The 13,098-nt window shown below is 41.8% G+C and carries 14 protein-coding genes and 1 tRNA gene; 5 read left to right on the forward strand and 10 right to left on the reverse strand.

What is annotated here, in order from left to right; all coding sequences use genetic code 11:
• Positions 1 to 57 precede the first annotated feature (57 nt).
• The 6 genes from T408_RS0101910 to T408_RS0101935 form a co-directional block, all read right to left on the reverse strand.
• Positions 58 to 1,020 carry a helix-turn-helix domain-containing protein gene (locus T408_RS0101910; RefSeq protein ID WP_028118445.1) on the reverse strand — a complete coding sequence of 321 codons (963 nt, stop codon included), beginning with the start codon at positions 1,018 to 1,020 and terminating at the stop codon, positions 58 to 60.
• 147 nt (positions 1,021 to 1,167) lie between these two features.
• Complete coding sequence (gene hpt, locus T408_RS0101915) at positions 1,168 to 1,713, reverse strand: hypoxanthine phosphoribosyltransferase (RefSeq protein ID WP_028118446.1); 546 nt, start codon at positions 1,711 to 1,713, stop codon at positions 1,168 to 1,170.
• 122 nt (positions 1,714 to 1,835) lie between these two features.
• A complete protein-coding gene (locus T408_RS12170) occupies positions 1,836 to 2,474 on the reverse strand; it encodes a hypothetical protein (protein WP_211230821.1) in 639 nt (212 codons plus the stop codon).
• 148 nt (positions 2,475 to 2,622) lie between these two features.
• Entirely contained in the window at positions 2,623 to 2,826 is a 204-nt protein-coding gene (locus T408_RS0101925) for a hypothetical protein (RefSeq protein WP_028118447.1), read from the reverse strand.
• A gap of 203 nt (positions 2,827 to 3,029) precedes the next feature.
• Entirely contained in the window at positions 3,030 to 3,776 is a 747-nt protein-coding gene (locus T408_RS0101930) for a cyclase family protein (protein ID WP_028118448.1), read from the reverse strand.
• 2 nt (positions 3,777 to 3,778) lie between these two features.
• Positions 3,779 to 4,915 (reverse strand): 5-methyltetrahydropteroyltriglutamate--homocysteine S-methyltransferase, encoded by a 1,137-nt coding sequence (locus tag T408_RS0101935; RefSeq protein WP_028118449.1) that lies wholly within the window; start codon positions 4,913 to 4,915, stop codon positions 3,779 to 3,781.
• Positions 4,916 to 5,310: 395 nt separating this feature from the next.
• On the opposite strand from T408_RS0101935, the gene T408_RS0101940 reads away from it, so the two are divergent.
• Complete coding sequence (locus T408_RS0101940; RefSeq protein WP_028118450.1) at positions 5,311 to 6,183, forward strand: PPK2 family polyphosphate kinase; 873 nt, start codon at positions 5,311 to 5,313, stop codon at positions 6,181 to 6,183.
• Positions 6,184 to 6,264: 81 nt separating this feature from the next.
• Here the strand turns inward: T408_RS0101940 and T408_RS0101945 are convergent, their stop codons facing one another.
• Together T408_RS0101945 and T408_RS10550 are read right to left on the reverse strand one after the other, a co-directional pair.
• Positions 6,265 to 7,575, reverse strand: a complete 1,311-nt coding sequence (locus tag T408_RS0101945; RefSeq protein WP_028118451.1) for a histone deacetylase family protein — start codon at positions 7,573 to 7,575, stop codon at positions 6,265 to 6,267.
• Positions 7,565 to 9,238 carry a hydantoinase/oxoprolinase family protein gene (locus tag T408_RS10550; RefSeq protein WP_051444732.1) on the reverse strand — a complete coding sequence of 558 codons (1,674 nt, stop codon included), beginning with the start codon at positions 9,236 to 9,238 and terminating at the stop codon, positions 7,565 to 7,567. The genes T408_RS0101945 and T408_RS10550 overlap by 11 nt, the downstream gene beginning before the upstream one ends.
• Before the next feature lie 239 nt (positions 9,239 to 9,477).
• On the opposite strand from T408_RS10550, the gene T408_RS10555 reads away from it, so the two are divergent.
• The 3 genes from T408_RS10555 to T408_RS0101965 all read left to right on the forward strand — a co-directional run bounded on the left by T408_RS10555 (position 9,478) and on the right by T408_RS0101965 (position 10,396).
• On the forward strand, positions 9,478 to 9,807 hold the full coding sequence (locus T408_RS10555; protein ID WP_035419804.1) for an AbrB/MazE/SpoVT family DNA-binding domain-containing protein: 330 nt from the start codon (positions 9,478 to 9,480) through the stop codon (positions 9,805 to 9,807).
• Entirely contained in the window at positions 9,791 to 10,096 is a 306-nt protein-coding gene (locus T408_RS0101960) for a type II toxin-antitoxin system RelE/ParE family toxin (RefSeq protein ID WP_051444733.1), read from the forward strand. The genes T408_RS10555 and T408_RS0101960 overlap by 17 nt, the downstream gene beginning before the upstream one ends.
• Positions 10,097 to 10,323: 227 nt before the next feature.
• A tRNA-Lys gene (locus tag T408_RS0101965) sits at positions 10,324 to 10,396 on the forward strand.
• A gap of 52 nt (positions 10,397 to 10,448) precedes the next feature.
• Here T408_RS0101965 and T408_RS0101970 read toward each other — a convergent pair.
• Positions 10,449 to 10,745: a DUF4298 domain-containing protein gene (locus tag T408_RS0101970; protein WP_028118453.1), complete on the reverse strand. Its 297-nt coding sequence runs from the start codon at positions 10,743 to 10,745 to the stop codon at positions 10,449 to 10,451.
• A 384-nt stretch (positions 10,746 to 11,129) separates the two neighbouring features.
• Between T408_RS0101970 and T408_RS0101975 the strand changes: the two genes are divergently transcribed.
• Positions 11,130 to 11,618, forward strand: a complete 489-nt coding sequence (locus T408_RS0101975; protein WP_157060748.1) for a hypothetical protein — start codon at positions 11,130 to 11,132, stop codon at positions 11,616 to 11,618.
• A gap of 50 nt (positions 11,619 to 11,668) precedes the next feature.
• Here T408_RS0101975 and T408_RS10560 read toward each other — a convergent pair whose 3' ends face one another.
• Complete coding sequence (locus T408_RS10560) at positions 11,669 to 13,075, reverse strand: FMN-binding protein (protein WP_051444734.1); 1,407 nt, start codon at positions 13,073 to 13,075, stop codon at positions 11,669 to 11,671.
• Between the last annotated feature and the right edge of the window lie 23 nt (positions 13,076 to 13,098).

Genomic DNA, 13,098 nt, shown 5'->3' on the forward strand with positions numbered 1-13,098 from the left:
TCTATTTATAACATAGTAAACCATTAAAAATAAATGAAAACTACTTATTCAATTAAATTAAACCAAAATCCAATAATCATCTTCAAAGATATTTAAAATATCCTCTTTTTTCTTGAAGTTATTGAAGTCTTCAGAATACTTGACAAAATACTCTGGGAAATGCTTCAAAGTCTCAACATAGAATAAGTCAAAGTAATCTTCATGACCCATGGCCTGCATAATAACAAAAGCTTTACGCGTCTCATCTAAGTCCTTGGTAGCAATCCCCCGTCGCACTAAATAGGTTAAGTAAGACCGCAAGGGTAACAAGGGAATCCATTCAGGCTTGATTAAGTCCAAGACTTCGACCGCTTCCTTGAAGTTTAAATTCAAGATATGAATCTGGCTCAGATTGAGCACAAAAGCTGAAAAACCATCTAAGTACTCTCGGTGATCCTTGAAATCCTCATAGCGAGCGAGAATGTGAGGAACTTGCACTTGAATGACATCATAAGGCAGACGACTCAAAATAAAGTTAATGACCCGTAAATCTACCCAATACCACTCGTTGACCGACTGCAGCCCTTGCCAGAGTTGGTTGATCTGGTAGGCCAGGTTCTCACGAAACTCCTGCCCCGTCAATTGACCCGAGCGATACTGCGTCAAGGTCACCACATAAAAATCAATGACTTCTAAATAAGGATCCAGGGGATTCTCTTGATGATAACATTCAATATCTTGGTGCAACTGCATTAACTGCTCATCAGTCCCCGTCTGATGGATCACAATAAAGCGATCATATAAGCTTTCCCGATCTTCTTTATGATAGCCATTACTGATAAAAATAAATTCAGAAACCGTGACATTAAAAATTTTAGAGTAATTCAAGAAGTTCTCCACGGTAATTTTCTGGCTACCGTTTTCATGCTTAGAAACGACGGAATTGGTTTGTCCCTTCAAATTCAATTCCTTTTGCCGTAGTCCCTTGCTAGTTCTAATTTTTTTAATGGTTTGACCAATTTTTGCATTGATATCTTTCATATTACCCTACCCCTATTATCCGATTTGTTATTACCTATAAAAATTTGATCGTTAACTCTTATTTTACCATACTTTTCACGTGCTTAATAACAAAAATTTATAAAGAAAAAGTAACCAGACCCAGCTGGTTACTTAATCGTGACGGTCTTATTCATAGATTTCATGCTTCAAGACACCAATATATGGTAAGTTTCGATACCGCTCTTGGTAGTCTAAGCCAAAACCAACCACAAATTCATCCGGAATCTCAAACCCTACCCAATCAGGCTGGACCCCTTGATGCTGGGGGCTTCTTCGTGCCGGCTTATCCAGCAGGCAGACCGTTTTAACAGAGGCAGCATCACGCGAATCCATCAGATTATACAGATACTTGAGGGTCAATCCGGTATCAACAATATCCTCAACAAACAAAACATGCCGACCAGTAACCGGCTGAGACAAGTCCTTAAGGATCTCTACTTCCCCACTGGATTGAGTCTGGTTGCCATATGAAGAGACAGCCATAAAATCAATGGATAATTCGGTTGCTATTTCTTGCATTAGAGCAGCCATAAATGGCATCCCGCCCTTGAGGACACAAACCAGGAGTGGACGCTTACCGGCATATTCTTGGGTTAATTCTCGACCCAATTCCTGAATTCGTTGCTGCAGGGCTTCTTTGCTTAATAGGACTTCTTCAATAAATGATTCCATATTTAACTCCTTTAACCTAAATCTTTCAATCTCTCCAAGAATAACTGGCCCCAGAGCAGACTTCAAGTAAATAAGTAGCAATTTCCATTAGATTTACTTGAATGTTCGCTATTTAACTAGAATTAAATGCCTAGCTCATCTACGAGTAATTGATCAATCCGTCCGTCGGAGGTCATGGATACAATGGTAATCAAGGCATGATTGATCTGAAATTGCTCATTAACTAAGACTTGGCGTTCTTCTTTGAGGGCGTAATAACGAAGTAATTCTTTCATAGTCTCTCCATGGTCAACAGGCAAGACAATCCCAGTCTCAGCGATCACATCCGCCACCAAGTCACCACCAGTGAATTGGTTCTCACTTCGACTGACAAAATCATTGACCCGGCTAGTAACCAAAAAGCGCATCACCACGAAAATAATTGCGATTGCCGTGGTCCCTAAAACCAAATCAAGCATGGTCGAAGCATAGATAAGCATCTTGCGCGCAATCACAAAAAGAATCAATTCCAAAATTGCATTGGTTGAATGGTACAAGATCATTAAAATCAATTCAATCCCCACAATTAGCAACAAGGCATAACCTAAGAAAGATTGGATGACATCATAAGTGGCAACGGTATCCGCTTGAAAAATACGAATTAAATAGTCCAGTAAATCAATGATCCCAACCGCAATTCCAAGGCAAATAATAATCGCAATCACTAATTCTAAGATACCCGTGGAGTGTTTAATATGGTGCTTGGCCGTTTCAAGTCTCATAAAGGAAGTCCTTTCTCATCATATGCTTAATAAATCTATTGTATCAAATGAATTGAAATCTGGGTAGAAAAATAGACCCTTAACTTTGATCGTTAAAGGGTCTTAGGATAAGTATTCAATTAGGTCTAGAGGCATGACGCTCGGCTCCTTATCTACTTGGGCTGACAAGAGATGCTAAACTACTTTGATATTCTTGAATCTGTTCTTTGGAGAACCTAACAACAAAGTCTTTGTTGGATTGGTCTAAAACGACATCTTTGATATATTCAGTGGGCGTTTTATCATAATAGTCAGCCATTTCGCGGATTAATTGAAACTCTTTATCCGTTATTTTTATGCTGATTGTACACATTTTCGTACACTCCTTTCTTCCGTCCTTAACTATAATGGATAAAAGAAAGATTGTCTAGTTAATTACTTTTAAAAGTTTTTGAATAATTTAAGAATTTATGATGTGAATGATAAGCGACCGTCTCATCTCCCACTAAAAAATCTAGGCCATAGACCAGCTAATGCGCTACTACAGCCTAGTTATACTAATTAATAGATCGACTTTTAAGCCTCAGGATCAACAATGGCATAGACTTGCGCATTAAAGCCGGGACATTGGTCAATTCTAGGGAAACCAATACTAATCAAGCTACCCGTGCTAGGAAGCTGGCGCAAATGACACAAAACCTCCACTTGAAACTTGTTTAAACCCAGCCAGTAGCGTTCAGCCACCAAGTCTCCCTGATCGCGGTAGTCCAAGGAGCTATCCGTGTTCAAGGTCTCATGGCCAATAGCCTTGACCTGACGGACTTGGTCTAAGTATTTCAAGGCATCAATGGTCCAACCCGGTGCATGATCCAAGCCCTCTTCATCTAAATTAAAGAAGGCGTCAGGATCCAAGAATTTCTCGGACCAGCCGGTCGACAAGGCAACAAAAGCCCCGTTAGGAATTTCACCATGAATGGCTTCATAGTCTTGGATATCTTGAGCTGTGATGGCATAATCAGCATTGCTTGTCGCCTCCTCTTCCTTGTGGATCACGTAGAGGGGTAAGACCAAATCCTTGAGTGGAATATCATTAAGATAAGCCCGGTCTTCAACAAAATGAATGGGGGCATCAATATGCGTTCCATACTGACTGCCCAAAGTATATTTCTTAGCCAAGAATCCCCCATCAGCAACGGTTGCTAGGGTCTCCTCCTCAATGGGATCAAAGATCGGGAAATGAGGAATTTCAGGAGTTACCGTATGAGATAAGTTGACCCATTCATATTCTTTAAGGTCAGCTAAAATTTGATATAACTTACTCATCCTTAAGCCTCCTCGCCCCAGACTTCCTTAGCAACTTCAATAATTAGACGGATCTTATTCCATTGATCTTCTTCAGTTAATTCGTTACCTACCTCATTGGAAGAAAAGCCACATTGAGGACTCAATGATAATCGATCAAGATCAATATACTGGCTGGCTTCTTGAATACGTGCCTTCAAGTCTTCCTTGCTTTCTAACTGGCCATTCTTACTAGTCACCAGTCCCAGAACAACATGTTTACCCTCGCTTACTTTAGCTAGAGGTTCAAATCCCCCTGCTCGGTCACTGTCGTATTCCAAGAAGTAAGCATGAACATTTTCTTGGTCAAATAAAGGCGTTGATACTGTATCATAAGCGCCTGAGGCAAACCAGGTGGAACGGAAGTTCCCCCGGCAGACGTGGGTATTGATGCGAAGTCCTTCTGGCTTGTATGAGATGGCTAGGTTATTGACTTTGACATAAAGGGCTAATAATTGATCTTTTTGTTCTTGACTATAAGGCGTACCATCATAATCTAAGCCCCCGGCTAGTCGACCCCATGTACAATCATCAAACTGAACCGTCCGGCAACCCGCATCATAGAGGTCTTGCAAGACTTGGCCATAGGCCTTGGCTACATCTTGAACGAGATCTTCTTGAGAGGCATAGACCTCTTTAGTGAAGTTGATATTGAAGTCCCGGCGAACTTCTTGAATAAACTGAGCAGGGGCTGGAATGGTCTGCTTAACGTCAACGGTTTCGCTAGCATGTTGACGGGTAAATTTGTAGTGGTCAACAAAAGGATGATCTTCACCAGAGATCGGCCCTACAATTCGTGCCGTCGTAGCAAAGACTTGTTGACCTTGAAATTGAGTACCCGCTTCGACTTCCACTTGTTCCACCCCTTGAAGGCCCCAGAAGAAGTCAAAGTGCCAGGATTTACGACGGAATTCTCCGTCCGTAATCGTCTTCAAGCCCACTTCTTCCTGCTTATGAATCAGATCAATAATGGCTTTATCCTCTAATTGAGTGAGTTCTTCTCTTGATAAGTCTCCGGCTTCAAACTTATGACGAGCTTCTAGCAAGTACGCCGGTCTTAGAAATGAACCGACATGGTCGTAGCGGAAAGGTGATTGGTTGAGTTGTGTAAATGTTGTCATTGATATCGCTCCTTTAATAATAAAAAATCCCTAAGCACTTCAGTGCTTAGGGACGAATACAAAGTTATCCGTGGTACCACCCACATTTAATCTACAAAGAGATCCTTATTACTATTAGTAATTACAAGATATCGGTTGCCCGTCTAGAAAGCTTGCACCTTCTAGAAAATCCTGAGTTCATCTAATAATCCGGTCATACTTGGTTCCACCACCCCCAAGCTCGCTTGAAATCCCTAGATTATCTCTTCTCAATCATCTCTTAACTATTAGATTGACATTAGATTATCATGAAATATATTTTAATTCAAGTCCTTTTATCATATTTCTTGAAATATTCTTTAATAAACAGTAATTTAATATTAGGATCAAAAATATTTAATAAAGGAGAAATAATTATGGACCTTAAACGTTTTATGGTGGAACCCGGTCAAGCCATTAACCTGGCTCAAAGGCAGACCAAATGGGAAGCCTCACCCTTTCAATCGAGCCAAGAAGTGCTTGAAGCGATTGATACCAACATGGAAGAAATCAAAGAACTTCAACAAAAATTAATGGCCCAAGAAACCGAAGCCCTCATCTTCGCCCTTCAAGCCCTTGATGCGGCTGGTAAGGATGAAGCCGAACGTTACCTCTTCTCGCAGCTTTCCAGTCAAGGCTTACGAACAACGGCTATGAAAAAGCCTACTTCAGAAGACTTGAAGCATGACTACCTCTGGCGCTTAGGGCCCGCCATGCCAGAACGGGGGGAAATCGCTGTCTTTAACCGGTCTCACTACGAAGAAGTTATCGGGGCCCGGATGCACCAATCTTATCAAGACCAGAATCTTCCCGACCAGGCAGTAGGCGGTCATATGTGGCAGCAGCGCTTCAAGCACATCAATCACTTTGAAGATTATTTATATGATAACGGCTTCTACATGATTAAGATCTATCTTCATATCTCTAAAGAAGTCCAAAAGGACCGACTCCTTCAGCGGATGGAGGATCCTGACCATCTATGGGAATTCTCCATGAGCGACTTGGATGATCGAGCTAAATGGGATGAATACATGGATTATTTCCAAGAAACCTTCAGCCAGACATCAACTGAACGCGCCCCATGGTATATCATTCCAGCTGATGATGGGGACTTGGGTCGTTATATTATCTCTGAGATTTTACTGGATAAGTTGCGCAGTCTTGATCTTTCATATCCTGAAGTGAGTTCCGAATACAAACAAGAAATTCAAGAGGCTGCCGATAAGTTACGTCAAGGCGATTACGATTAATGGTTAAACTTTTAAATCAACTAGACGCTCCCGCAGGCATTGATCAGGTGTCAAGCTGGAGCGTCTTAAATTTATAGGTATTTAAGCTAGTCGATGTTTATAGATATCATTAACACGATCTTGTAAATAGATATGGGTATAGGGGCCGGTTTTCTCTTGGTATTCTTGGTAGGCTTTTTCAAGGCAAGCCGGACAAGCTCGCCGATGCAAACAATAGGCATAAATATGTAAGCCGGTATCGGTCTTGGATTCAATGGTTTCAATGCCTGGACAATCTGGACATCGGTGGAAGACCTTCTCCTCTTGGGCTAAGATGCCATCGGTATCATAGTAAATTTGTTGATTATAGGAAACGGCCTCTAGACCTTGGAACTTGGCCTCAGCAATAGCTTGACGATTTTGCCAATTAGAGCGAATTTGCTGGCAGAGTTGGTCGATATAGTGAGTGATTTCAGCTGATTGCGCCGTTTTAGACGCTTGGAAATCCGGTTCAATCACTTGAGAATAATCCAGCCCTGCTAAGGCTAAGACTAGAGCCAGATTCACATAAGGCAGGGCTGATTCAATCGAATAGCCCCCTTCTAAGACCACAATATCCGGATCTAATTGGTCAGTTAGATGGCCATAACCTTGAGCGGTAAAATTCATATTAGTCAAGGGATCACTGTAATGATTATCTTGGCCAGCTGAATTAATAATGATATCTGGCTGGAAGTCTTCCAGAATCGGCATCACCACTTGATCCATCACCTGCTGGAAACCTTGTTCTCCCGTACCTGGAGGCAAGGGAACATTTACTGTGAGCCCATAAGCAGCAGGCCCACCTGCCTCTTCGATAAATCCAGTGCCAGGGAATAAGGTCCGTCCATCTTGGTGAATAGAAATGAACAAGGTATCCGGATCATTCCAGTAGATATCTTGAGTCCCGTCTCCATGGTGGCAGTCGGTATCAACAATGGCTACCCGGAGCTTTTTGTTGCCTTGGCGAATATGTTCAAGCGCTACCGCCTCGATATTAGCAATACAAAAACCCCGGTCACCAAAGACGGTCTTAAAAGCATGATGACCCGGCGGACGAACCATGGCAAAGGCCTTTTCAACTTCTTGACTCTGGTATAATTCAAAGGCCTTAATGGTCGCTCCAATTGAGACTAGATGAGAATCTGTAACCACCTGATCGACACTAGGTGCCACAATATGTACACGTTCAATATCCAGAGGGCTCGCCATTTCATGGCGGTAGAAACCGATTGAATCAATATCTTCAATGCCCTCTTCTCTTAATTGGTCTTGCGTATAGAGAAGTCTTTCTTCTCGTTCCGGATGAGTGGGACTAATGGCCCAATCAAAGGCTGGGAAAAAGACAATCCCTAATCGCTTCTTATCGCTCATAAACGCTTCCTCCTTCTAAGTTGGTCAATGGATCCAAAGTAAAGGCCGGACCGGGCTTAATCTGAGCTTGAATTCGGATAATCTGACTTATTCGATAGCCTTGAACTCGATTGAACCGGGATTGGTCAATGATTTCAATTGACTTTGAATCCAGCCCTCTCTTACTAGCTTCCCGGGTGAGTAGGTCCCTAATAAGCTGGAGTCCCTCCTCAAGGCTAAAATTAGGGTCAATCTCTTGATAAGAGTCAAACTCCGGAATCGTCAACCGTCTTCGGTCCGTATCCGCTAGCAAGGTAGCTTGGAGGGTCGGCTTAGAAATAGCTGCCCCAATCGCATTTGCCACTTGATAAAGCGGGGTTAAATGAGTAGGGAGATTAAATTGAACTTGTAAATAAGGACTTAGATCAGCCACAGGACCCCCAATCAAATATAAGGATTCTGGCTCGATTTGCCGATCAGTTAATACTTCCTTAATGGTTTCTACTGGGCGATTATTGAGTTGCTGAAGAAGTTGATCAACACGGTCTTTTATCTGCTGGCATGCAAGGTCCACAATCGCCTGAGCCACTGCTTGGGGATTTTCTTGCTGGCTAGTGGTCAGTTGGGCAAGATAAGGTTCAACCAAGTCTACCTGTTCACCCTTCAAGTAAGCCAAAGCATCAGTCAAGGTCAAATCAGACCCACCATGAATGAGGGCCGGCCCCATTCTCTTAGGGCCCACGGCTAACTTCCCATCCACCTGGCTCACTTTTGAGTCGCCTCCTAGAGCCACCGAATCACTATAGATGGCCCGAACCAAGGTCTTATTGCCTTGAATTTCAATCCCTAAAGGTTCAAAAACAACCGATCCATCCACCAAAAAGAAAATATCCGTCGTGGTCCCACCAATATCCAACAAGACGGATTGGCCTTTGGGATCGCTCAAGGCCCACATGCCCATAAAGCTAGCTGCAGGTCCCGATAAGATCGATTCCACTGGAATATCTTTGGCCTCTTCTAAGGTCATAGTCCCTCCGTCAGCCTTCAAGATATTGACTTGGGCCTGATCGAGTCCAAAATCAGCCAGAGCCGAGGCTACAGAATTCAAGAAAGCTTGATTGGTTGAGGCTAACTGACTATTCAAGATAGCTGTATGGACCCGTCTTGGGTAGTTTAATCGACCAGACATCCGGTGGCCCAAGCTGACAAAGTCACTTGAAGCTAAGACTGCTTGGCCGATTTGATCTTCATGAAGTGGGTTGCGGGTTGAAAAGCGACTCACCACCGCTAGATGAGGATAAGTTACTTGTTCAGTTAAGTGGTCCAACTCTTCCTGATTGACAGGCTCCACTTCGATTCCGCGGTGGTCAACATAGCCGGATAAGACCAAAGTCTGGCTAGCTACATCCGAAAAATCATGAGCCATCCCCGGCCCTTTTTGGGTAATTAAGGTTACGGGATCCACTAGTCCTTGGACAATCGCGTTAGTCGATACTGTAGTTGATAAATTGATTCGGCCTACTTCCTTGGGATCAATCCCTTGAGTTAGGGGCTCAAGACACGATTGAATGGCCTGGGTCAGACGATTCTTGTCATAGGCTTGCTTAACCGTCTCCAGAACCTGCCCTTGATCAATTAAGACACCGTCGATGTTGGTTCCGCCTACATCAATTCCTATAATCATAGCTACCTCCTTTATGGATACAGGAACAACTTAGGATAAGTATAACATAGATTGAATGAGCCAAACATTTTCCTTGGATATATTGTGAGGAAGATCAGCTTTGAAGAGAAGTAAAATAAAAGGTTGTATCATGTATATTTAGAAATATTGCGGTTGTAAATGTAAACCCAAGTTGTTACTCCTTGGTGAACTTGTTATAATGTAATTACCATGTAAATACCCCTGAGGAGGAATCTAATATGGAAGTTAAAGCAAGAAAACAGGGTAATTCATTAGTAATCACCATACCTAGTAGTTTTAACATAGCTGAAGGAACAAAGTTTAATCCTCAACTACAAGGAGATACAATTATCTTTAAGCCGATTCAAGCAGAAGCTCCTAGATATATCGATCAATTTGACGATTTGTTGATTGACGATATTCTTAATGATGGTTTCACTACTGGTAAAGAGATTGCCAAAGAGATTGAACGGCGGAAAGCAGCAATGGATGATGAACTAGGTGAGATAATGGCCCAACCAGCTGTTGAGATGTCTATAGAGGACTTTAATCGTGAATTTGGATTATAAAATAAAATTTAGACCTTCAGCCATTAAAGATTTAAAAAAATTGAAAGATAAGCATCTTCAAAAGCTGATAAGAGATCAAATATTCTTTAATATTGCTAAAGCTCCTTATGAGGGAGATAAGAAAAAGGCTAACCTTAAAGATATATACACCCGCCCCATCACCTATAAGAAAAACCAATACAGAATAGCCTATTCAATTAATGACCAAGAGATAACCGTTGAAATCATTCAAGTAGGTAGCCGAGAAAGATTCTATGAAAGGCTGACTAGAAGACTTAATAAACATTGAGATGAAAGGCTAAGATTTTATAATTCTATATCCGTCCTAGCTTCAATGAATGGTAATATAACCGTTAATACTATATTTTCTTAAAAATAAAAGCTCAAATCTTTTATGGTTTGCGTCCTCTTCTTTGAGGCTCGATACATTTTAGGGTAAATAAATTTATCTGAAATTTTTAAAAAATGTTTGACAAGATTAGCTGACGGGTGTATCATATATTCATTGATTGATACGGACGCTTAGCTCAGTTGGTAGAGCAACGGACTCTTAATCCGTGGGTCGCGGGTTCGATCCCCTCAGCGTCCATAAAAAGAGCAAACCTTTACGGTTTGCTTTTTTATTTTGAATGACGATTAAATTAAGACTTCAATAACTTTAGAGCTAATTCCAAAAGGTCAATGGATAGATAGTGTTCTTGCACAAATAAATTATACAGGGTATCTTCGGTAAGTATCCCTTGGTTGAGATCCTCAGGCAAGTTCCCTGCTTGGCTAGCTAAAAAGTCCTCGGTCCAAGCTTCCTTATAGTAAGCCTTTAATTGATCGGATTGACTTTGTAGTTTTTGGACCTGTTTGAGGCTTTCTTCTAATTGATCCAGAGCCTGGCTAACTTCTTGGTAGGCTTGGGTCATCTGCTTGATGCGTTGGATAGACATGATTTCCTCCTTAGAAAGATAACGAAAGGAGCCCCACCTAGCGACTAGTAACAGAAGTGGTAGGTAATTATCGGAAGAGTTACTAGCCGCTAGCTGGAGCTTTCATTCGATATTAGAATATTTACTTTGAAATATTTCTTAATTTAATTAGATTATAAAACAATAACCATTAAAAAGATAGTAAATATTATAAAAATTTATTAATAATCAAGGCAAATCAAAGGCAAAAGATTTTGTTGAATGCAATTTTGCATGTTTTTAGATACAAAATGAGAATCAGATGATAAAAAGACGTCATATTTATTGCTTAATCATTGATTTGTGATATAATGGACATATAAAGATGATGATGGAGTCATTGAATAACATTTAAAGAAGGTGGAAATGATGAACCCTACTTTGTCTCGTTATCAATTGTTTATCTCTCCAGTCTTGAAGCAACATGGTGTGTCTTCTTATCAGTTATCCGTCTGCTATTTAGGCAGAAGCTTGTGTATTTTAGTTGAACTTAAGCACAATGAATACTTATCGTCAAGTGAATGCCACCAGATTGAAGCGGAAATTAATTCTTTAATCAATAGTTATCAATACAATGGACTCGGACGCCCGTTCAAGATACAAGTTCTTAACTCCATCGATCGATGTGTGCTAGTGACTGACCAAACTTTACAAAAAGCCATCGGTCAAGACGTCTATCTTACTTATATCCAGGATTATTCTTCCCACTTACCAAATCAGGGTAAGTTATTGGATGCTGACTTTGATCATTTATTGATCGCCTCCGAATGGAACAATAAACGGATGATCGTTCGGGTACCAAGAGAGCTTGTTGGTGAATTGAGAGCTCCACTTATCAATCCTATTAGTGCATAAGAATAGGCCAACCTTCTCAAAGTAAGGTTGGCCCTTTTTACTATCTAAAATTATAATTTTTGACTAGCTGAACTAGCAGTATCAGAGACTTCTTCAATTCCCTTTATTTGAGGTTTCGGTTTATCAGCCTTTACTTCAATATTAGCTTCAGGCATCTTATGCTGCGACTCAGAAGCACCCGATACGCTATCTTGATTTGGACTCGCTTCTACTGATTGGGTATGGCTTGCGCTAGCACCAGAGTGGCTATCCGTTTCCGGCTGGTCCTTTTTCTTGGTGGCTTGGGTAACGCTATCTGCATTCGCCCCACCTTGAGAACTTTCAATATATGGAATATCACGCACTTGCCCTTTCACTGGATCTAAGCCAGCCCGGTAACGCGCTTCAAACCAATCTTCCACATCCTGAGGAATCTCACCAATAAATGGATTGGGTACCGCTGGATCGTGCAAGGTACGGTCCCAGACAGACCCGTCAGTATCGATAAAGGGTTGGCCATTTTGGACCGTTTCTAGGACCCCTAGATACTTGCCATGCTTGTCATAAACGGGGCGATAAGTTAAGAAGATCTTGTAGCCATTGCCCTTGGTATACCACATAGACTCACTCCGACGGCTACCATTAGCCAAGTCGGCCATAATCTTCTCCACCTTATCACGAATTTGAGGTGGGTGGCAGTCAGAAACATTGCCTCCAAGAGTAACAGGTGAACGAGGGGTTCCAGCGTGTTCTTGGTGGCGACGCTTATTGTAATACAAGAAACGGTTATCCGCATCAACGAAACTAATCTCTACTTCCAAATTATCCAAGATAGCTTGGACTTCATCCAAGGTAAGACGGCCAGTACCAAAGTCAATTCGTGTATCCAACTCATGACTATAAGGCTTCGCATGCGGATCCTTGAGACCCCGGGCATAGTCTAAGGCCAGGTCGAGGGCTTCTTGGATTCCCTTACTGGTGTAGGTAGCTCCTGAGACGACATCTAGGTCACGAATCGACCCATCCGCTTGAATGTCAGCCATTAACTTCTCTTTAGCTCTTCCACCTAATTCTGGCGTTTCAATATCTTGAATGTCAATTTCTGTAATAGATTCTTCATCCACGGTTACCTTCAAGCTAATCTTACCCTTATATCCATCAGCGATGGCTTGGTAAGTCCCTGGAGTGAATTCTGCTGGTAAGGGAGCACCCATGGCTTGTCTGATTGCTTCTCTGGTTGCTTCCAAGAAGCCTCTAGACGATGAGGTAGCTCCAGATACCGTATCCACTTCCACACTTTGCTCCTGGATGACTTGTTGGCTTAAATGTTGGATGGCCAACTTACCAACGCCATCACTATCTCTTTGGCCCACTTCAATCGATTCAATTCGGTCTGGGGAGACACTGACCCGAACGCTTACTTGGTCTAGAAATCCTTTAGCACTCGCTTGATAATCCCCTGCTTGATATCTACTCATTGCTTCCTCCTTTAATTTTGTAA

Origin of the sequence: Hutsoniella sourekii ATCC 700629, from assembly GCF_000518205.1 — a bacterium.
Classification (GTDB): domain Bacteria; phylum Bacillota; class Bacilli; order Lactobacillales; family Aerococcaceae; genus Hutsoniella; species Hutsoniella sourekii.

Coding starts and splice junctions, on each gene's coding strand:
- T408_RS10550 (WP_051444732.1), bottom strand. CDS start 9,238: ATGATTATAGGAATTGATGTAGGCGGAACCAACATCGACGGTGTCTTA.
- T408_RS0101975 (WP_157060748.1), top strand. CDS start 11,130: ATGATGAACCCTACTTTGTCTCGTTATCAATTGTTTATCTCTCCAGTC.
- T408_RS10560 (WP_051444734.1), bottom strand. CDS start 13,075: ATGAGTAGATATCAAGCAGGGGATTATCAAGCGAGTGCTAAAGGATTT.
- T408_RS0101970 (WP_028118453.1), bottom strand. CDS start 10,745: ATGTCTATCCAACGCATCAAGCAGATGACCCAAGCCTACCAAGAAGTT.
- T408_RS0101910 (WP_028118445.1), bottom strand. CDS start 1,020: ATGAAAGATATCAATGCAAAAATTGGTCAAACCATTAAAAAAATTAGA.
- T408_RS0101935 (WP_028118449.1), bottom strand. CDS start 4,915: ATGACAACATTTACACAACTCAACCAATCACCTTTCCGCTACGACCAT.
- T408_RS0101930 (WP_028118448.1), bottom strand. CDS start 3,776: ATGAGTAAGTTATATCAAATTTTAGCTGACCTTAAAGAATATGAATGG.
- T408_RS12170 (WP_211230821.1), bottom strand. CDS start 2,474: ATGAGACTTGAAACGGCCAAGCACCATATTAAACACTCCACGGGTATC.
- hpt (WP_028118446.1), bottom strand. CDS start 1,713: ATGGAATCATTTATTGAAGAAGTCCTATTAAGCAAAGAAGCCCTGCAG.
- T408_RS10555 (WP_035419804.1), top strand. CDS start 9,478: ATGGAAGTTAAAGCAAGAAAACAGGGTAATTCATTAGTAATCACCATA.
- T408_RS0101925 (WP_028118447.1), bottom strand. CDS start 2,826: ATGTGTACAATCAGCATAAAAATAACGGATAAAGAGTTTCAATTAATC.
- T408_RS0101945 (WP_028118451.1), bottom strand. CDS start 7,575: ATGAGCGATAAGAAGCGATTAGGGATTGTCTTTTTCCCAGCCTTTGAT.
- T408_RS0101940 (WP_028118450.1), top strand. CDS start 5,311: ATGGACCTTAAACGTTTTATGGTGGAACCCGGTCAAGCCATTAACCTG.